This window comes from Tateyamaria sp., from assembly GCF_039940735.1.
Taxonomy (GTDB): domain Bacteria; phylum Pseudomonadota; class Alphaproteobacteria; order Rhodobacterales; family Rhodobacteraceae; genus Tateyamaria.
The window spans coordinates 16,304-34,172 of sequence record NZ_JBDVGB010000054.1 but is presented as its reverse complement, the minus strand read 5'-3'; the positions used below and the strand labels follow the sequence as shown (position 1 = coordinate 34,172).

Annotated in this window: 18 protein-coding genes and 1 riboswitch; of the genes, 16 read left to right on the top strand and 2 right to left on the bottom strand. The window is 55.9% G+C overall.

Annotated features, from left to right (window positions below):
• Positions 1-12: 12 nt before the first annotated feature.
• Positions 13-202, top strand: a riboswitch (cobalamin riboswitch).
• 48 nt (positions 203-250) lie between these two features.
• The 12 genes from ABJF76_RS11700 to ureG all read left to right on the top strand — a co-directional run bounded on the left by ABJF76_RS11700 (position 251) and on the right by ureG (position 8,920).
• A complete protein-coding gene (locus tag ABJF76_RS11700) occupies positions 251-928 on the top strand; it encodes an energy-coupling factor ABC transporter permease (protein ID WP_413819774.1) in 678 nt (225 codons plus the stop codon).
• A 66-nt stretch (positions 929-994) separates the two neighbouring features.
• Positions 995-1,729 carry a precorrin-6A synthase (deacetylating) gene (cobF, locus tag ABJF76_RS11695; protein ID WP_413819773.1) on the top strand — a complete coding sequence of 245 codons (735 nt, stop codon included), beginning with the start codon at positions 995-997 and terminating at the stop codon, positions 1,727-1,729.
• Between the two features lie 104 nt (positions 1,730-1,833).
• Positions 1,834-2,673, top strand: coding sequence for an urease accessory protein UreD (locus tag ABJF76_RS11690; protein ID WP_413819772.1), 840 nt, complete (start codon positions 1,834-1,836; stop codon positions 2,671-2,673).
• A gap of 2 nt (positions 2,674-2,675) precedes the next feature.
• On the top strand, positions 2,676-2,978 hold the full coding sequence (locus ABJF76_RS11685; protein ID WP_413819771.1) for an urease subunit gamma: 303 nt from the start codon (positions 2,676-2,678) through the stop codon (positions 2,976-2,978).
• Between the two features lie 40 nt (positions 2,979-3,018).
• Positions 3,019-3,324 carry an urease subunit beta gene (locus ABJF76_RS11680; RefSeq protein ID WP_413819770.1) on the top strand — a complete coding sequence of 102 codons (306 nt, stop codon included), beginning with the start codon at positions 3,019-3,021 and terminating at the stop codon, positions 3,322-3,324.
• Positions 3,325-3,355: 31 nt separating this feature from the next.
• Positions 3,356-4,180 carry a cyclase family protein gene (locus ABJF76_RS11675; protein WP_413819769.1) on the top strand — a complete coding sequence of 275 codons (825 nt, stop codon included), beginning with the start codon at positions 3,356-3,358 and terminating at the stop codon, positions 4,178-4,180.
• Positions 4,181-4,576 carry a carboxymuconolactone decarboxylase family protein gene (locus ABJF76_RS11670; RefSeq protein ID WP_413819768.1) on the top strand — a complete coding sequence of 132 codons (396 nt, stop codon included), beginning with the start codon at positions 4,181-4,183 and terminating at the stop codon, positions 4,574-4,576.
• A 290-nt stretch (positions 4,577-4,866) separates the two neighbouring features.
• Positions 4,867-6,627 (top strand): urease subunit alpha, encoded by a 1,761-nt coding sequence (gene ureC / locus ABJF76_RS11665; protein WP_413819767.1) that lies wholly within the window; start codon positions 4,867-4,869, stop codon positions 6,625-6,627.
• The gene (locus ABJF76_RS11660; RefSeq protein ID WP_413819766.1) at positions 6,624-7,103 is read left to right on the top strand and encodes a hypothetical protein; all 480 of its coding nucleotides are present in this window, start codon (positions 6,624-6,626) and stop codon (positions 7,101-7,103) included. The genes ureC and ABJF76_RS11660 overlap by 4 nt, the downstream gene beginning before the upstream one ends.
• A gap of 109 nt (positions 7,104-7,212) precedes the next feature.
• On the top strand, positions 7,213-7,668 hold the full coding sequence (locus ABJF76_RS11655) for an urease accessory protein UreE (protein ID WP_413822573.1): 456 nt from the start codon (positions 7,213-7,215) through the stop codon (positions 7,666-7,668).
• Positions 7,665-8,297: an urease accessory protein UreF gene (locus ABJF76_RS11650; protein WP_413822572.1), complete on the top strand. Its 633-nt coding sequence runs from the start codon at positions 7,665-7,667 to the stop codon at positions 8,295-8,297. Before ABJF76_RS11655 ends, ABJF76_RS11650 begins: the two co-directional genes overlap by 4 nt.
• A complete protein-coding gene (gene ureG / locus ABJF76_RS11645; protein ID WP_413819763.1) occupies positions 8,294-8,920 on the top strand; it encodes an urease accessory protein UreG in 627 nt (208 codons plus the stop codon). Before ABJF76_RS11650 ends, ureG begins: the two co-directional genes overlap by 4 nt.
• A 185-nt stretch (positions 8,921-9,105) precedes the next feature.
• On the opposite strand, the gene ABJF76_RS11640 is transcribed toward ureG, so the two are convergent.
• The gene (locus ABJF76_RS11640; RefSeq protein ID WP_413819762.1) at positions 9,106-11,634 is read right to left on the bottom strand and encodes an ATP-binding protein; all 2,529 of its coding nucleotides are present in this window, start codon (positions 11,632-11,634) and stop codon (positions 9,106-9,108) included.
• Entirely contained in the window at positions 11,631-12,359 is a 729-nt protein-coding gene (locus tag ABJF76_RS11635) for a response regulator (RefSeq protein WP_413819761.1), read from the bottom strand. The genes ABJF76_RS11640 and ABJF76_RS11635 overlap by 4 nt, the downstream gene beginning before the upstream one ends.
• Before the next feature lie 238 nt (positions 12,360-12,597).
• Here ABJF76_RS11635 and ABJF76_RS11630 point away from each other — a divergent pair, with 238 nt between their 5' ends.
• The 4 genes from ABJF76_RS11630 to ABJF76_RS11615 all read left to right on the top strand — a co-directional run bounded on the left by ABJF76_RS11630 (position 12,598) and on the right by ABJF76_RS11615 (position 17,625).
• A complete protein-coding gene (locus tag ABJF76_RS11630; RefSeq protein WP_413819760.1) occupies positions 12,598-13,620 on the top strand; it encodes an ABC transporter substrate-binding protein in 1,023 nt (340 codons plus the stop codon).
• 97 nt (positions 13,621-13,717) lie between these two features.
• Entirely contained in the window at positions 13,718-15,880 is a 2,163-nt protein-coding gene (locus ABJF76_RS11625) for an ABC transporter permease (protein ID WP_413819759.1), read from the top strand.
• 27 nt (positions 15,881-15,907) lie between these two features.
• Positions 15,908-16,969, top strand: a complete 1,062-nt coding sequence (locus tag ABJF76_RS11620; RefSeq protein WP_413819758.1) for an ABC transporter ATP-binding protein — start codon at positions 15,908-15,910, stop codon at positions 16,967-16,969.
• 20 nt (positions 16,970-16,989) lie between these two features.
• Positions 16,990-17,625, top strand: a complete 636-nt coding sequence (locus ABJF76_RS11615) for an HAD family hydrolase (protein WP_413819757.1) — start codon at positions 16,990-16,992, stop codon at positions 17,623-17,625.
• Positions 17,626-17,869 lie beyond the last annotated feature (244 nt).

The following is a 17,869-nucleotide window of genomic DNA, read 5'->3' as shown; positions in this document are numbered from 1 at the left end:
CTGCGGAATCAATGTAAACGTGGCAGCGATGGTGACCTCGTTAGAGGTCTGAAAAGGGAACCGGGTTCAACGCCCGGACTGCCCCCGCAACTGTAACCGGAGAGTGGCCCGGCACACACCACTGGCCTTGAAAAAGGTCGGGAAGGTTCGGCCCCGCAGCGACCCGGAAGTCAGGAGACCTGCCATCAAAACGAAACACGCCGGGCAACCGGTCAACATGCTGCCGGGTGGGTGGCGAGGAGAGAGAAAAATGCATATCGAACCGGGCGTCGTAGATGGCGCAAAAATGGTGTTTGCCTATGGGTCCGCAGCTGCGGCCGCCGGCTATTCGCTGAAACTGGCCGCCAATGATTTGAAATTCGCCAATGTGCCTGCCTTTGTGCTGCGCGCAGCCTTGGCTACCGTTGGCACCTTTGTGTTCTTCGAAGTGTTGCCGCATTTCTCGGCTGGTATTTCCGAGGTCCACTTTATCCTTGGCACATCGCTGTTCTTACTGCTTGGCGCCGGGGCCGCTGCGGCTGGCCTTGTCCTAGGTCTGCTCCTTCAGGGCACCTTTTTTGCCCCAAGCGATCTGCCCATGTTCTTTGTCAACGTGACCACGCTGTTGTTCCCGCTGTTTGCCTTGCACACGCTGGCCAAACGCATTGTGCCGGATGGACGCGCCTATGTGGATCTGGACTATTCTCAGGTTTTGAAAATGTCCGCTGTTTATCAAGGCGGCATCATTGCTTGGGTCGCGTTCTGGGCCATTTACGGCCAAGGCTTTGGTGCGGCCAACCTTCAGTCTGTGCTGACATTTGGGGCGGCCTATGCCTTTGTCGTCGTGATCGAGCCCCTTGCTGATCTGGCGATCCTTGCTGCCGCCAAAGGTGCGCGTAACTGGAAAACGGGCAACCTGTTCACGCACCGTTTGTTCACTGCAGCCTGATCCGAACCCTAGAAACGATCCCAAGGGCTGCGCCACCTGCGCGGCCCTTTTTCATGAAAGCCCCCCATGATTGACCTGCATCTGATTGGCATTGGCACTGGCAACCCCGATCACCTAACCGGTGAGGCGCGGCGCGCAATTACACAGGCTGACCTGATCCTTGTGCCCCACAAACCGGGTAAATCTGACTTGGCAGACCTGCGTACTCGGATCATCGCCGAGGTACGCGATGATGCTCTTATCGCACTGTTTGATATGCCCGTGCGCGATGACACCCTGCCCTATCTGACGCGGGTTGATGCTTGGCACGATGAAATCGCTCGCATTTGGGCGGCAACGATGGCCGCGCACCCTGAGGCCCAAAAAATTGCGCTGCTCGTTTGGGGTGATCCGTCGCTTTACGATAGCACTTTGCGCATTGCCGCGCGCCTAAACCCGTCGCCGCGTTTGCATGTGGTCGCAGGCATCACGTCGATCCAAGCCCTGACGGCTGCCCATGCGATCCCGCTCAATACCCTGAATGCACCTGTGACGATTTCAACCGGGCGGCGCTTGCGCGACCACGGCTGGCCAGACGGGTGCGAGACGCTTGTGGTCATGTTGGATGCGGACTGCACTTTTCACAACCTTGATGGTGACGACTTTGACATCTGGTGGGGAGCCTATCTGGGGATGCCTGAACAAATCCTTGAGGCAGGTCGCCTGAGCGACGCCTCTGCGCGCATCATCGCACGTCGCGCCGAAGCGCGTGCGGCCCATGGTTGGATCATGGATACCTATTTATTGCGCCGTCGCGCCTAAATTTTCAGCACTTTCAAAACTGAGACTACCCATAAGGCCGTCAACTCTGGCCCTTAGGTGCCCAGAGTGCTTTTATTGCGTCAGCCTGCCGTAAGCGAAACATGATGACCGCACATATGCCTTTGACCCAGATGCAACCTGCGCCGGCAAAGCAGCCGCGCGCGGTTGGCGTGGTGCGCTTGTCCACCAAACGCTTGGGCACGCGCACTGTACTGGGTGATCTTTACCAGCAAGGTGCAGCCAAGGCCGTTTTTCCACGCGCCAATCGCGGGCTGACGGCGGTTTTGCTGAACACCTCTGGCGGCGTGACGGGCGGTGACAGTTTCACCAACACTGCCCAAGCGGGTGAAGGCACGCACCTGACCTTGACCACGCAGGCCTGCGAGCGCGCCTATCGTGCGCAACCGGGCGAAATTGGCCGCGTTTCGACCAATTTACACGTGCAAGATGGCGCGACCTTATGGTGGTTGCCCCAAGAAACACTGGTCTTTGATGGCTGCGCGTTTGAGCGACGATTGTCTTGTGACATCGAAGGCTCTGGGCGGGCCTTGATCGTGGAACCGCTTTGTGTGGGTCGTTTGGCCATGGGCGAAGACACTGTGTCGGGCCTCATGGCCGACCGGATTGATATAACCCGTGAAGGCGCGCCATTGGTGCGCGATGCTTGGCGGATGAGCGGTGACATCACGGCCCACATGCAGCGCGCGGCCTGTGCAAGTGGTGCATCAGCCATGGTATCTTTGACCTATGCCGGCACCGACGCTGAGACGCACCTGGCCCCGTTGCGTGCCCTTCTGCCCACCACAGGCGGGGCCAGCCTATTGGCTACGGACGTTTTGGTGATGCGCCTGTTGGCCCCTTCGGGCTATGCTTTGCGCAAGCATCTTTTGCCCATTCTTGACCATTTGACGAGCAGCGAAATGCCGCTGTGCTGGAGACTATAGACATGCAGCTTACCCCGCGTGAAAAAGACAAATTGCTGATTTCTGTGGCTGCCGAAGTGGCCCGCAAACGCCTTGCCCGTGGGGTCAAGCTGAATCATCCCGAGGCGATTGCATTGATCACCGACGCTGTGGTTGAGGGCGCGCGCGACGGCCATTCCGTTGCCCACATGATGGAGGCTGGCGCGCAGGTCATCACCCGCGATCAATGCATGGAGGGCGTGCCTGAGATGATCCACGATGTGCAGGTCGAAGCGACGTTTCCGGATGGCACCAAACTGGTGACTGTCCACAATCCGATCCGTTGAAGATGAGTATTTTAAGAACAATGAAGCAGGAGAATGCGCGATGATCCCAGGAGAAGTGATAACGGGCGAAGGCGCGATCAATCTGAACTCGGATGCGCAAGCGATCACCCTGCGTGTGGCCAATACCGGGGATCGGCCTGTTCAGGTGGGGTCTCATTACCATTTTGGCGAGGCGAATGCCGCGCTGGAATTTGATCGCGATGCAGCGCGCGGTATGCGGTTGGATATTGCGGCAGGCACGGCTGTGCGCTTTGAACCCGGCCAAGAACGTGACGTACAATTGATCGCCATAAGTGGTGCGCGCACAATTTATGGTTTCAATAAAAAAGTGATGGGTCCACTCTGAATGTATTCGAAACCTAAGGGAGGAATACAAGATGTGTGATGCATGTGTGATGAACGCGGTGAAAGAGCGGATGCTTTCCCGTCGCGATTTTTTCAAGACAACTGCCGTGGCTGCCGGTGCGGCAGCGACCATTGGTGTGGCGTCGGCCCCTGCCGCGATGGCGGCGGGCCATGCTGGCGTATTTGACATGACCCACAAACTGAGCCCTGATTTCCCAACGTTCTTTGGGGTACCCGGCATTTCCACGGAACAGCAGTTCAACTTTGCTGAACATGGGTTCAACCTGCTCAATCTGACCATCAATGAACATACGGCCACCCATATCGATGCACCGCTGCACTTTTCCGCGGATGGCACTTCTGTGGACGAGATTCCAGTGAGCGATCTGGTGATCCCGCTTTGCGTGATCGACATCGCGGCCAAAGCGGCAGGAAACCCCGACGCGCAAGTGACGCCTGATGACCTTAAGGCGTGGATCGCGGCCCATGGAGCCATCCCAGACAAAGCCTGCATCGCAATGCATTCGGGCTGGGCGGCCAAATCTGGCGATGCGGCGGCCTATGTTGGCAACGATGCGGACAACGTCAAACACTTCCCCGGTTTCCATGTTGAGGCCACGCAAATGTTGCTAGAGGAAACCACCGCCGCCGCAATGGCAGTGGATACGCTGTCGCTGGATCATGGCCCATCGCCAGATTTCGCGACCCATTATGCGTGGTTGCCTGCCGGACGTTATGGCATCGAAAACCTAGCCGGGCTTGACCAAGTGCCGGCGGCCGGGGCCACGCTGGTTGTTGGCGCACCAAACCATGTGGGTGGTACGGGCGGTCCTGCGCGTATCTTTGCGATGGTCTGAATGGGAACTGTACCCCTCATAAGTGACGAAGCGGCCAGCGCAGAGGTGCTGGCCGTTTACGCCGATATCCGGGCCACGCGCGGCACGGACTTTATCAACAATTTCTGGCGCGCTTTGGCCAATGACCCCGCGCTGCTCAAGGCGACGTGGGATCGCTTAAAGGTCGTGATGGGGCCCGGCGATTTGGACCCATTGGTCAAAGAGATGATCTATATCGCCGTGTCCGTGGCCAACGGGTGTTCGTATTGCGCGCATTCCCATACGGCTGGCGCAAAGGCCAAAGGCATGACGCCCGAGCAACACGGAGAGCTAATGAGTGTGATCGGCATGGCCATGCAGACCAATGGGTTGGTGACGGCGATGCAGGTGCCTGTAGATGAGGCGTTTTTAGTGTGATGGTGATTGCATGGAAAAATAAGTCAGAACCATCCCCGATACTGGCCGAGAATGACTATCAAAAAAATGGTATAAGCGATGGCTTGAAGCCAGAATGCAGTGCTCGACATGTGATGCCTCTTGTTGAGAAGCCGAATTCCTCCGGCAAGACGTCCTTTCCAATAAGACGAAAAGTGAATTTATAAAGCGGTAAATTCTGAGCGCGTCCGTTGCGCATCTTTGAAATTAAACAACTTTTCAGAGCTCACTTTGGTAGAGTATCACGAAAATGTGAAGGAACTGTAACACTTATGCCCACATCCATCTCCCGCCGCGATTATGCCGCCATGTTTGGCCCCACTGTGGGCGACAAGGTGCGCCTTGCCGACACCGAACTGTTTATCGAAGTCGAGCGTGACCTGACCGCCGAAGCAGCAGGTGCGGCCTCGACCGGGGGAACGGGCGACAACGCGATGCTATATGGCGAAGAGGTCAAGTTTGGCGGCGGCAAAGTCATCCGCGACGGCATGGGCCAAAGCCAAGTGACACGCGCCGCGGGGGCCGTCGACACCGTCATCACCAACGCGCTGATCGTCGACTGGACGGGCATCATCAAGGCGGACGTGGGCCTCAAGGACGGGCGCATTGCTGCCGTTGGCAAGGCGGGCAACCCCGACACTCAGCCCGGCGTTAGCATCATCATCGGCCCCGGCACCGAAGTGATCGCGGGCGAAGGGCGTATCCTGACAGCCGGTGGGTTTGACAGCCACATCCATTTCATCTGCCCGCAACAAATCGAGGACGCGTTGCATTCTGGCCTAACCACCATGCTGGGCGGCGGCACGGGCCCCGCGCACGGCACATTGGCCACCACCGTCACCCCCGGCCCTTGGCATTTGGGCCGCATGTTGCAAGCCGCCGACGCCTTCCCGATGAACCTTGCCTTTGCGGGCAAGGGCAACGCGTCCCTGCCTGCAGCACTTGAGGAACAGATCAAAGGCGGCGCGTGCGCTTTGAAGCTGCACGAAGACTGGGGCACCACCCCCGCCGCCATCGATTGCTGCCTGTCGGTGGCCGACGACTTGGACGTGCAGGTGATGATCCACACCGACACTTTGAACGAATCCGGCTTTGTCGAAAACACAGTGGCCGCCATGAAGGGGCGCACCATCCACGCCTTTCACACCGAAGGTGCGGGTGGCGGCCATGCCCCCGACATCATCAAAATCTGCGGCGAAGAGCACGTGTTGCCCTCCTCCACCAACCCCACGCGCCCCTTTACGGTCAACACACTCGAAGAACACCTCGACATGCTGATGGTCTGTCACCACCTTGATAAATCCATCCCCGAGGACGTGGCATTTGCAGAAAGCCGCATCCGGCGCGAGACGATTGCGGCCGAAGATATCCTGCACGACATGGGCGCATTTTCGATCATCGCGAGCGACAGCCAAGCCATGGGCCGTGTCGGCGAAGTGCTGATCCGCACCTGGCAAACCGCTGATAAGATGAAGAAACAGCGCGGGCGTTTGCCCGAAGAAACTGGCGACAACGACAATTTCCGCGTACGCCGTTACATCGCGAAATACACGATCAACCCGGCGATTGCGCATGGTCTTTCCCACGAAATTGGGTCCATTGAGCCGGGCAAACGCGCCGATCTGGTGCTGTGGAATCCTGCGTTCTTTGGCGTGAAGCCTGAAATGGTTCTGCTTGGTGGCACTATCGCCTGCGCGCAAATGGGCGACCCAAATGCGTCGATCCCAACGCCGCAACCGGTGTATTCGCGCCCCATGTTCGGGGCCTATGGGCGGTCAGTCGAACGCTCTGCCGTGACGTTTGTGTCAGAGGCTGCGCAGTCCGAAGGGATTGGCGCGACATTGGGCCTGCACAAAGATACTGTGGCTGTGCGCAACACGCGCAAGATCGGCAAAAAGGATTTGAAGCTGAACGACGCGACGCCCCATGTCGAAGTGCATCCCGAGACCTACGAAGTGCGCGCGGATGGCGAGTTGTTGACCTGCGAGCCCGCCGAAGTGTTGCCGATGGCGCAGCGGTATTTTCTGTTTTGAGGAAGCTTGCAGCGGAAACAGCCCTAGAAAAGTGCGTCGTCGCTTACGAGATGCTTGAGGATGAAGGCGACGAAACGAAATGGTCAATCATCTGGATCGGTGCAATGGCGCTCATCCGTTCAGTGGGGGAAACCCTCGACAAGACTGATGGTAGAAACGAGGACGGTTTAAGAAATTCGTTAGGACTCGTCCAAGAACCCTTCTTTAGAGAACACTGGAAAAGTGACCCCATGTTCACCGACTTCATTAAGGGAGAGCGGGACATGGTAGTCCACAGTTCTTCGTCAACAGTCTCTAAGCAAGAATCGATCAGTTTGGTTGTCCTTACTGGTAAGGAGCAATTCAAAATCACCCCAGATCTTTTTCGTCCCATAGTAAGCGGGTATTTTTTCAATGAAGACGCACGCGACGTGTATGAAATGGCGATCAATTGGTGGAGCGATCAAATAAAGCGTCTAAAAGTAGAACTCATTTGAGATTGATTACCCCGCCCGGCCCCAAGGCCGGGCAGCCCCCGACCGCCGCCCCGGGCGGGGGCTTCTCCCCCACCCGGCGGCCGGGGCCCGCCCTTAACTCTGAAATATCATGCAAACTGCACAAACCTATCACAACCACCTGCACACAGACGCGTCTGACCACGTGTCCCTCACCTATGAGGACCGCTTTTTGCGGCGCAAAGTCCTGACCCTTGCCTCGGGCCAACAACTGCTCGTGGACCTCCCCCAAACTACGTCGCTGGATCATGGCGGCGCGTTGATCACGACAGACAAACATGAAATCCGCGTCGATGCCGCCCCCGAACCTCTGCTTGAGGTCACGGGCGACGCGCTGCACCGCATCGCGTGGCACATCGGCAATCGTCACACCCCTTGCCAGATTGGACCCAACCGCCTGCTGATCCAACGCGATCACGTGATGGCCGACATGCTGTCAAAAATCGGAGCGGCAACGCGCGACGTCACAGAACCGTTCACCCCCGAAGGCGGCGCTTATGGCCATGGGCGCACCCACGGGCATGACCACAGCCACAGCCACACATGAGCGATCCGGCCCTCACCTTGATGCAGTGGCTGTCGCCCGCCTTTCCGGTCGGGGCCTTTGCCTATAGCCACGGGCTGGAACAGGCCATCGCGGATGGGCAGGTGCATGACGCAGACACGCTGCATGACTGGATCGAAACGTTGATCACCGGCGGCTCTGCCCGCGCTGACGCCATCCTGTTGGCTGCGGCATATAACGCCACAGACCCCGCGCAAGCCGACGCCACCGCGCGCGCCTTTGCTTCCTGGGCGGAACGACTGCGCGAAAGCGACCTGCAAGGGGCCGCCTTTTGCGACACCGCGCGAGCGGTCTGGAATATCGAGATCACCGCCCTCACCTACCCCGTCGCCGTTGGCGCCGCAGCCCGCGCCATGGATGTGCCGCTGACGCAAACGCTGCCGCTGTATCTGCACGCCTTTGCCTCAAACCTAACCTCCGCTGCGCAACGCTTGATGCCACTGGGCCAAACCGCGGCACAGCAAGTGCTTGCCAGGCTTGGCGACGCGATCAACATCACAGCAACTATGGCCGCATCCACAACGCTGGACGATCTGAGCGCCGCCAGCTTTGCCGCTGATATCGCAGCGATGCGCCACGAAACCCTGCAACCTAGGATATTTCGCACATGACCCAACTGAACGGCCCCCTGCGCATCGGCATCGGCGGCCCTGTCGGCGCTGGTAAAACCACGCTAACTGCCGCGCTAGCCACAGCGCTCAAGGATCAGCATTCGATCGGTGTGATCACCAACGACATCTATACCCAAGAAGATGCCGAAGAACTGATGCGCCGCCAAATCCTGCCCCAAGACCGCATCATCGGTGTCGAAACCGGCGGCTGTCCACATACAGCGATCCGCGAAGACGCATCGATCAACCTCGCCGCTGTGGCCGAAATGCGCACGCGCCACCCAGAGATCGAGGCGATCCTGATCGAATCCGGCGGCGACAACCTGTCAGCCACATTTTCCCCCGAACTGGCCGATATTACGCTTTATGTGATCGACACAGCAGCAGGCGAAGAGATCCCGCGCAAAGGTGGCCCAGCAATCACGCGCTCGGACCTGTTGATCATCAACAAAACCGATCTTGCTCCTCATGTGGGTGCATCGCTTGAGGTGATGGAGCGGGACGCCACACGCATGCGCGCCGGCCGCCCCTTTGTGTTTGCAGCATTGCGCCATGGCCAAGGGGTCGCGGACATCGTCACACATATTCGCGCCTTGTCCGGATTGGGGATGACGGCGGCATGATGCGAAAACGGTTTGCGGGACACGGAAGTATTCCGATCGTTCCGCAGCATACGTCTGCGAAACGTCACGCAATTTCGGCCTAAACTACAGACCTTGTGACACGGCCCGACTTTCTGCCCACAACCCACGAAGGGTACTATGCGGGACAAAGTGTGCTTTCGCTGCAATCAGCCCAATGTCCGAGTCTAGAGATTTCGGGTGCGCTCTTTCCGTTCAAGAATAACAGCAAGCTCATCACCTGTGACCGGTTTTTCGATAAACGCCGTATGATCAGGCATAACCTTTTTCGCGGATGATTTGCCGGACATAATGATGGTCTTAACGTTGTGCGGCCCGCGCCAAGTTGCCTCAACCAGATCAAGACCATCGATCACCCCGCCAAGATCAAGATCACTGAGTAGCAGGTCAAATCGGTGCTGCTGAAGCAATGTCAGCGCTTTCTGGCCCGTGTCACACATCGTGACATCATATCCGAGATCAACGAGCAGCTTTTTAACGGCTGCACGCGTTCTTGGATCATCTTCCACAAGCAGGCATGCAGGGGAGGAAACATTGCATTGTTGCACGTTCTCAGTCACCACCAGAGGCAACAAAACTTCAATTTGCGTGCCACGTTCGGGTTTGCTGTCGATATTCAGATGCCCACCAGTTTGTCTGATGAACCCATAAACAATGGACAAACCAAGCCCTGTTCCGCCCTCGGATTCTCGCGTTGTGAAGAAGGGTTCTATCGCGCGATCAAGAACGTCTAACGGCATCCCTTGTCCGTCGTCTGCGATCAAAATCCGGGCTTGATCAGTCCCGTTTCGATCGAGCGTGACTTTGATGTTCCCTGCGTCAACGATGGCGTTATTTGCGTTCAAAAGCAGGTTCAACAAGGCGGATTCCAGTTGCCCCGGATCAGCCGTCACATGCAAAGGGGTTGCAGGAATTGAAACATCTAACTGCACATTCGGTTTGAGACCGATCTCAACCAGGTCAATCATTCCATCGATCAAAGCATTTAGATCTACCACCTCAGGTATCAAACTTTGTTTGCGGGCAAATGCCAACAGGCGGTCCGTCAGCGAGGCGCCGAAATCAACAGCATTTCCAATAGCATCCAGGCTTTCGCTCGTACCGTCGTGACTTTGCGTTTCAAGCAAGTGCGCATGGGTGCGAATGGTCGACAGGATATTAGCAAAATCATGGGCGGTGTCCCCTGCAACCTTGCCTAACGTTTCGATGCGATCGATTTGTTGCAGACGATCTGACATTTTTCGGCGTTCTGTGACGTCAGCCAAGAGCCAGACGCGGCCATCGTCGGGCAATTTACTGGCACGTATGTCTAACACCTGCCCATCTGACGACACCAACTCACAATGGCCGCGATGATCGTGCCTTAGGCCAATGTGTTGTGCAGCCTTGGCAAAACGTCCTTGGTGCAGCCAATCCACAAACGATGTGGCCTCTGGCGCGCCATCCGTTAGCTGCAAAATTCTAAGGAAGGCAGGATTGCGTGCTGTTACCCGACCTGATGCGTCGGCAATGGCGATGCCGTCCGAAATATTTGTGAACACCTTTTCAAAAAGCGCATTGCGCTGATCCAATTGTCTGTTGGACCGATCGAACCGCAAGGCAATTGCCCGAAAGCTGCGGAAGGACCGAAAGAGGTCTCCGATCTCGTCTTTACCGCCAAGGCGGCGTGGGAGGACGCTCGCGCGGTCTCCGTTTGCAAGCCGGACCATCGCCGCTGAGACCCGTGTGATGTTGAATGTGACGTATTGTGATACGTAAATGGCCGCAGTCATGGCCAAAACTAGACTGACGGCGCTAATGGCCGCGACTGTCATGCGGGCCCCCCAGATTGTACGCGACGAAGCAGCCCTTTCGACGGCCAGAAACGCCTCGGCTTGATCTGCGTATTCTCCCGCAAGCTCGTTGATACGGTTTGCGTCATGGCGAATGCGAAACAGCGCGTTTTGGGCGTCAAGATTGCTGGATAGCTCAAACCGCCGCAATTCAAAAAGGCCCACGCTGCCCCAGACCACGTCTTCAAGTTGCTGAAGGAAAACCTCGTGTCGGGCATTTAACGGAACCCCACCAAGCGTTTCGCGCTGGCGTAAATAATGCCGTTGTTCTTCGCCAACACCGATCAGATTTCCAGCATAAGCCGCATTCAATGCATCTGCGTTCATACTTTGAAGCGACCACCAGATTAGGCGTGATTGGTCATCACCAACGGGGGCAGCCGTCGCAGTCGTTGCTGTATTCCTGAGGATCCCAAGAACCGCCGTGTGTTCGCGCAATTGCGCTTGTAACGCATCAAGGCTGCGCGACGCCGTCACAAGATCAGCAACGCCCGCAGCCATACTATCCAGAATATCTGAAACAGGTGGTTGAGGGTCTTGTGCATTATCAAAACGGGTCTCTGGCCAATCAGTGCGGACACGATCCAGAACCGTCAGCAGTTTTGCACCCTCTTGTTCGATCAGGAAATTGGAACGCTGGTTCAGAAGATAGGGGGCAGATGTCGCCAGATCAGAAGACCGTTTCGACAAATCCAGCGCTTGGGCCACCTGACTAAGCGTTTCTTGGTGCAAATCCTGCAAACGCGCGTCAACCCGTTGCAATGCAATCCACGTCACTGCACTTGCCGACAACACAGCAACCGACAAAAGCGTGAGCGCCGCCCACAGTCTGCCGCGCACGGTCCGCAGGCTGAAAAAACTCAATGGTTTGGCCCTGAATTCTCGGTGACAAAGATATAACCTTGGCCCCGGCGTGTCTGAAGGTGGACCGGTTTGGAGGGGTTTTCCTCGATCTTGCGGCGCAATCGCAAGATCAGAACGTCTATCGTGCGGTCCATGTAACGGGTTAAATCACTGCCAATTTCCGCAAGCAGATCCACACGCGGAATGATCTCGTTCGGCCGATCAAGAAAGAAATCAAGCAATCGATATTCAGCATTGGTCAATGGCACTTCATCGCCGTCTGTTGTGCTGACGATCTTGTTGATGCGATCAACGACCAACGCGCCTAACGCAATATTCTGGTCATTTTCACCCGAAGCCATCGGCACGCTTGCCCCTTTGCCATACCTGCGCAGAACGGCGCGGATACGGGCAATCAGTTCGCGCGGATTGAAGGGTTTAAGCAAATAATCATCCGCGCCAACCTCTAACCCGACAATCTTGTCAGTCTCATCGCCATGACCAGAGAGCATCACAATGGGGAGGTCGCCTTTGCTGCGAATGTCCATGGCCAGTTCGAGCCCGCTTTCGCCGTTGAGCTGCAAATCGATCAAGACCAAATCAAGGTCGACGGATTTACGGATTACCAAGAAGTCAGCGCTGCTTTCCATGGGGACTGGATCAAAGTGGTTTTCAATGAGCAAAGCTACCAGTGCGTCGCGCATCCCAACTTCGTCGTCCACAATTCCAATTTTCGCGCGATTCATTGGCCAGCTTTCTCTCGGTCTGATGTTGAGCCTACTGACAATCTATCCTTTCGTCTCAGTTTTGTTCGTTTCAAATATTACAGAACAACTGCCCGTTGTAATATTGTTAACGGTAAACCGTCGGTCCTGTAGCATTGTTAATGTACGCAGAGTCTGCGTTTGCGCGGTCGCCCTTTAGGCTGACCTTGCCGATCGGAAAAATATCCGTTGTGGCAAGAAACACTTCTGGGAGGAAGACATGAAGAAATTTGGTATGGTCTCATCCGCCGTCTTGATGATGGCGGGCGCAACTGCTGCATCTGCGGATGAAATTAGCGTTGTATGTAGTGCTGAGCAAGATTGGTGCGATTTGATGGTCGCAGCTTTTGAAGCTGAAAACGCTGATACCGACGTCCTGATGGTGCGCAAATCCACAGGCGAGACATTGGCACAAATCCGCGCCGAAGCGGGTAACCCAAAGATTGACGTTTGGTGGGGCGGTACGGGTGATCCACACTTGATCGCAGCTGAAGAAGGCCTGACCCAAGCGTCCGGCGCCGACACGTCTGACTTGCTTGGTTGGGCACAGAACATGGCCACAATTTCAAAAGGTCGGTCAATCGGCATTTATGCCGGTGCTTTGGCCATGGCTTATAATTCTGAGATTTTAGCTGAAAAAGGCATCGCACCCCCAGCATGTTGGGCCGATCTGGAAGACCCACGTTTTGTCGGTGAAATTCAAGTGGCCAACCCGAACAGTTCAGGCACGGCCTATACAGAACTTGCGACGTTCGTGCAGTTGTTTGGCGAAGACGAAGCCTACACGAAACTTGCCGCTATTGGCCAGAATGTGAACTCATATACGAAGTCAGGCTCGGCGCCATCTAAGGCAGCGGCGCGCGGTGAAACCGGTGTGTCCATTGGGTTTATGCATGACATGGTCAACCTAGCGGCACAGGGCTTTCCACTTGTGGCAGTCGCACCATGTGAAGGCACTGGTTATGAGGTCGGCGCTGTTAGCATCATCCAAGGGGCACGCAACTTAGAAGGCGCAAAAGCTTGGGTTGAATTTGCGCTGCGCGCTGACATTCAGTCCCGTGCGCCAGAGACAGGATCGTTCCAAGTTCCTTCAAATTCTAATGCAGAAGTTGCACCTGAATCGCCTGATCTCGCCTCGATCAAACTGATCGACTATGATTTCGCGACGTACGGTTCAAGCGATACTCGGGCGCGGTTGTTGGCACGCTGGGACTCTGATGTGGGTGATCCCAATCCACAGTAATAAGTCTCGCTGTCGGCGTTCAAATTCTTCGTAACGCTGACCATTGGGTGCCCTCTAACTCGGGGGCATCCTCTCCCTCACTTCACTGGACTTAAATATGAAACGAACGGTTTTGTTCTGGCTCGTCACCGGGCTCGTCGGCTTTGCTGTGCTGCCTTGGCATATGACGGACGCAGGCTTTCTCTCATTTGAATGGCTAACGGATGGTGCGCCTTCTAGCGGGCTTTGGCTTGTGATGTCCGGCCACTGGTGGCTGGCGCCGATCGGTATGCTTTTGATTGCAGCGATTGCCGCCGTTCTGGCCATGAAAAGCCCGGTGCAACGTGCCAAGACAACATTAGGCCTCGCCGCCCTCGGCCTCGCTTGGACGGCCTTGCAAGGCCTTATTATTGTGCGTGCAGGCCCGCGCCTGTTCGAGGGCATTTTGACCGGTGAAACCATCACCGCAGGTCAACCGGGGATGGGCGTCGGTGCTGCCATATGTATTACGGGTCTTTTGTTCGCGCTGACGGTTTCCATGTCACAAACGGGCAAAGGACGCGGCGACGCTTTTGTCGTCAGTACGATCGGGCTGATCATCGCGCTTGTCGGTGTCTTTGTGTTTTTCCCAGTGATGCACATTCTTATTCAGGCCTTTGAAGTTAAAGATGGCTACAGCCTGACAAGCTTTTTCCCGCGCTTCTTCAGCAGTGATATCTGGGGGCTGCGCTGTCTTGTCTCGGATCGCTCGTGTGGTGTCGCGATCAATTCGGTGTTCCTTGCCACCCTTACCGGTCTCGGCACAACGTTGCTTGGCCTTTCCTTTGCGCTGATCTTCACGCGTACAGATTTTCGCGCCAAGAAATTGCTGCGCGTCCTTACGGTCATCCCCATCATCACTCCACCTTTCGTCATCGGCCTTGCGTTGATCTTGTTGTTTGGGCGAAACGGCACGGTCACGGCCTTTGCCGCCGAACTGTTCGGAATGGAAAAAACCCGTTGGCTCTATGGGTTTTGGGGTGTCTACATTGCGCAGCTTTTGTCTTTTACTCCGATTGCATTCCTTGTCTTGATCGGCGTCGTACAAGGTGTCAGCCCCTCGATGGAGGAAGCGTCACAAACGCTTGACGCGGATCGTTGGCAAACCTTCCGCTATGTATCACTGCCGCTGATGCGCCCCGGTCTGGCAAATGCGTTCTTGCTTGGGTTCATCGAAAGCCTTGCCGATTTTGGCAACCCTCTGGTCTTGGGCAGCGGCTATTCGGTGCTGTCGACGGACATATTTTTTGCGATCGTTGGTACCGTCGCCGATCCAGCCAAGGCGGCGATCCTTGCGATTGCCTTGCTCACTCTGACGCTTTCTGCATTCTTGTTGCAGCGCATGTGGCTGGGTCAAAAATCCTATGCGACGATCACGGGCAAAGCAGATTCAGGCCAGAACGCTTCGCTCAGCCCTATGGTCAAAAACCTTTGTTACGCAACCGCCTTACCATGGGCCGCGCTGACAGCCGTCGTCTATTCGATGATTGTGTTTGGTAGCTTCGTGAAGCTTTGGGGCTACAATCATAGTTTCACTTTCGATCATTATATCCGCGCATTCGGGATCGATTTCACAACGGGGCGCTTTACTGGCGTGGCGTGGGACAGTTACTTTACCACGCTGACAATTTCGTCCATCGCGGCGCCATTGACTGCCCTTGTTGGACTGTCGACAGCCTACCTTCTTGTGCGTCAACAGTTTGCGGGCAAAGATGTGTTTGAGTTTTCAACCATGTTAAGCTTTGCCATCCCCGGCACCGTGATTGGCGTCAGCTACATCATGGCGTTCAACTTCCCTCCGGTTGAGCTAACGGGCACAGGCATCATCCTGATTATCGTGTTTGTTTTCCGTAATATGCCGGTTGGTGTGCGTGGCGGTATCGCGGCGATGTCGCAGCTGGACAAAAGCCTTGATGAAGCGTCGATCACCCTTGGGGCCAACAGCTTTACAACAGTGCGACGCGTGATCCTACCGTTGATGGGGCCTGCCATTTTGGCAGCACTCACCTACAGCTTTGTGCGTGCGATCACGTCTGTCAGTGCTGTCATCTTCTTGGTCAGTGCCAAGCACAACATGGCGACTTCGTTCATCGTGGGCCGGGTTGAGAACGGCGAATTTGGCCTTGCGATTGCCTATTCAGCCGTCCTGATCATCACCATGCTTGCAGTGATCCTGCTGCTACAACTTCTTGTCGGATCGCGCCGTCTGCGCCGCACCGATCGCGTCCAATCAGCGGCTTGAAACCAGGCCAAACACCCGGAGAAACTTATGACAATATCCACCCCTGGTTCCGTCCGCTTTGAGAGCGTCGTCAAAAAATTTGGTGATGTCACGGCCCTCAAAAGCCTTGATCTGACCATTGACCCCGGCAAGCTTGTGACCCTGCTTGGCCCATCGGGATGCGGCAAGACCACCACGTTGCGCCTGATTGCGGGCCTCGAAATGGCCAGCGCTGGTAAAATCCACATCGGCGGCGAAGACGTCACGCATCTGACAGCAACCTACCGCAAAGTGTCGATGGTGTTTCAATCCTACGCCTTGTTCCCTCATATGACCGTCCGTCAGAACGTGGCTTACGGCCTCACAGTCAAATCCGTACCCAAGGCGGAAGCCGCTGAAAAAGCAGAACATGGGCTAGAATTGGTCGGCCTAGCTGGTTTTGGCGACCGCTTGCCAAGTGAGTTGTCGGGCGGTCAGCAACAGCGCGTCGCAGTGGCGCGTGCAATTGTGTTGGAACCCGAAGTTCTGCTGTTAGACGAACCGCTGTCAAACCTAGACGCGAAACTGCGCCGTCACGTGCGCGAAGAAATTCGCCAAATCCAACAACGCCTTGGCCTTACGGCCGTCTACGTGACCCACGACCAAGAAGAGGCGATGGCCGTCTCGGACCGCATCATCGTAATGAAGAACGCAGAGATCGCGCAGGAAGGATCGCCAAGCGACCTTTATGAGGCCCCACAGTCGGCATTCATCGCTGACTTCATCGGCGACGCCAATCTTGCCGATTGTAACATCGAAAGCGTGGCAAGCGGCGAAGCCACCGTCATCATGGACAATCTAAAATACAAAGTCCGCGACGGCGGTTTGCAAAAAGGCCCCGCTAAAATGGTACTGCGTCCGCACAATCTGCGTCTTGCTACGCCCAACCAACCGGGGATCAAGGGCGAGGTCAGCTATGCGGCCTATCTTGGGAAAGAAATCCAATACACCGTCGAAAGCGCGATCGGGTCGCTTTTTGTGATCAGTGGTGTGACGGAAAAACCCTTTGCGCAAGGTGATACTGTCGCGGTTCAATTCAATGCAGATCTTGCGCGTCTCGTGGCTGCATAAAGTTGGAACATGTAACCGTTATGGATAGCATCTTGTTTTCCGCTGGAACCCAGCGACACGTCGCATCGCAAGATTGGCATTCTGAAATCATCAAAGGCGGCTACCGCGCGGTAATTTTCGACTGCGATGGCACCCTTGTCGATAGTGGCGAGGCGCATTTCCAGTCCCTTAGAACTGCCGTGCGCGCGCAGGGTCATGATTTGGACCGCGATTGGTACGACCAGCGGACAGGCCTTGATCGCTACTCGACCTTGTCCGCCTTGGGTTCAGAGAATTCCGGGCCGTTAGACATTGCCTTGGCAGCCCAGCAAAGCATTGACGCGTTTATCAACGCGACGACTGGGGTGTCGCCGATTGCCGAAACGGGTCGACTTGTTCGTACTTTGGCCGGAGCCTATCCCATGGCGGTCGGAACCAACGCGGAGACCGAAGTCGCAACGGCCTCATTGCAAGCCGTGAAATTGCTGAATTACTTCGCCACCATTGTTTCAATCTCTGATGGCCTCCCGGCAAAGCCAGCACCGGACATTTTTGTTCATGCCGCACAGCGATTGGGGTTCTCGGCTACCAAGACCTTGGTCTTTGAAGACTCCCAAGAAGGCGTGTCCGCCGCCATCGCCGCTGGATCGGATGTCATTCAAATTACCAAAAGCTGATAGGCTGGATGGTCCCTGCTCCAACCGGCGTCAAAATGCGCCATACCGCAGATATCCACATCTACTGTTAAATGAAGCCACCCAATACAGGTTACCACAATCGACCTAGTTTCGCTGATCCGCAGTTGATTGCGCAGCACTCAATGACAGGTTGGCCAAGAACGGTTTCCAAATTCACGAGTTCACTAAGAATAAAGAGGTCATCTTCAATAGATCTTTGAGATGGGTAAGTTTGAACCTTGTC

What these genes read in the sequence shown, in the direction of transcription:
- ABJF76_RS11700 (WP_413819774.1), top strand. Translation starts at nt 251, where the DNA reads ATGCATATCGAACCGGGCGTCGTAGATGGCGCAAAAATGGTGTTTGCC.
- cobF (WP_413819773.1), top strand. Translation starts at nt 995, where the DNA reads ATGATTGACCTGCATCTGATTGGCATTGGCACTGGCAACCCCGATCAC.
- ABJF76_RS11690 (WP_413819772.1), top strand. Translation starts at nt 1,834, where the DNA reads ATGACCGCACATATGCCTTTGACCCAGATGCAACCTGCGCCGGCAAAG.
- ABJF76_RS11685 (WP_413819771.1), top strand. Translation starts at nt 2,676, where the DNA reads ATGCAGCTTACCCCGCGTGAAAAAGACAAATTGCTGATTTCTGTGGCT.
- ABJF76_RS11680 (WP_413819770.1), top strand. Translation starts at nt 3,019, where the DNA reads ATGATCCCAGGAGAAGTGATAACGGGCGAAGGCGCGATCAATCTGAAC.
- ABJF76_RS11675 (WP_413819769.1), top strand. Translation starts at nt 3,356, where the DNA reads ATGTGTGATGCATGTGTGATGAACGCGGTGAAAGAGCGGATGCTTTCC.
- ABJF76_RS11670 (WP_413819768.1), top strand. Translation starts at nt 4,181, where the DNA reads ATGGGAACTGTACCCCTCATAAGTGACGAAGCGGCCAGCGCAGAGGTG.
- ureC (WP_413819767.1), top strand. Translation starts at nt 4,867, where the DNA reads ATGCCCACATCCATCTCCCGCCGCGATTATGCCGCCATGTTTGGCCCC.
- ABJF76_RS11655 (WP_413822573.1), top strand. Translation starts at nt 7,213, where the DNA reads ATGCAAACTGCACAAACCTATCACAACCACCTGCACACAGACGCGTCT.
- ABJF76_RS11650 (WP_413822572.1), top strand. Translation starts at nt 7,665, where the DNA reads ATGAGCGATCCGGCCCTCACCTTGATGCAGTGGCTGTCGCCCGCCTTT.
- ureG (WP_413819763.1), top strand. Translation starts at nt 8,294, where the DNA reads ATGACCCAACTGAACGGCCCCCTGCGCATCGGCATCGGCGGCCCTGTC.
- ABJF76_RS11635 (WP_413819761.1), bottom strand. Translation starts at nt 12,359, where the DNA reads ATGAATCGCGCGAAAATTGGAATTGTGGACGACGAAGTTGGGATGCGC.
- ABJF76_RS11630 (WP_413819760.1), top strand. Translation starts at nt 12,598, where the DNA reads ATGAAGAAATTTGGTATGGTCTCATCCGCCGTCTTGATGATGGCGGGC.
- ABJF76_RS11625 (WP_413819759.1), top strand. Translation starts at nt 13,718, where the DNA reads ATGAAACGAACGGTTTTGTTCTGGCTCGTCACCGGGCTCGTCGGCTTT.
- ABJF76_RS11620 (WP_413819758.1), top strand. Translation starts at nt 15,908, where the DNA reads ATGACAATATCCACCCCTGGTTCCGTCCGCTTTGAGAGCGTCGTCAAA.
- ABJF76_RS11615 (WP_413819757.1), top strand. Translation starts at nt 16,990, where the DNA reads ATGGATAGCATCTTGTTTTCCGCTGGAACCCAGCGACACGTCGCATCG.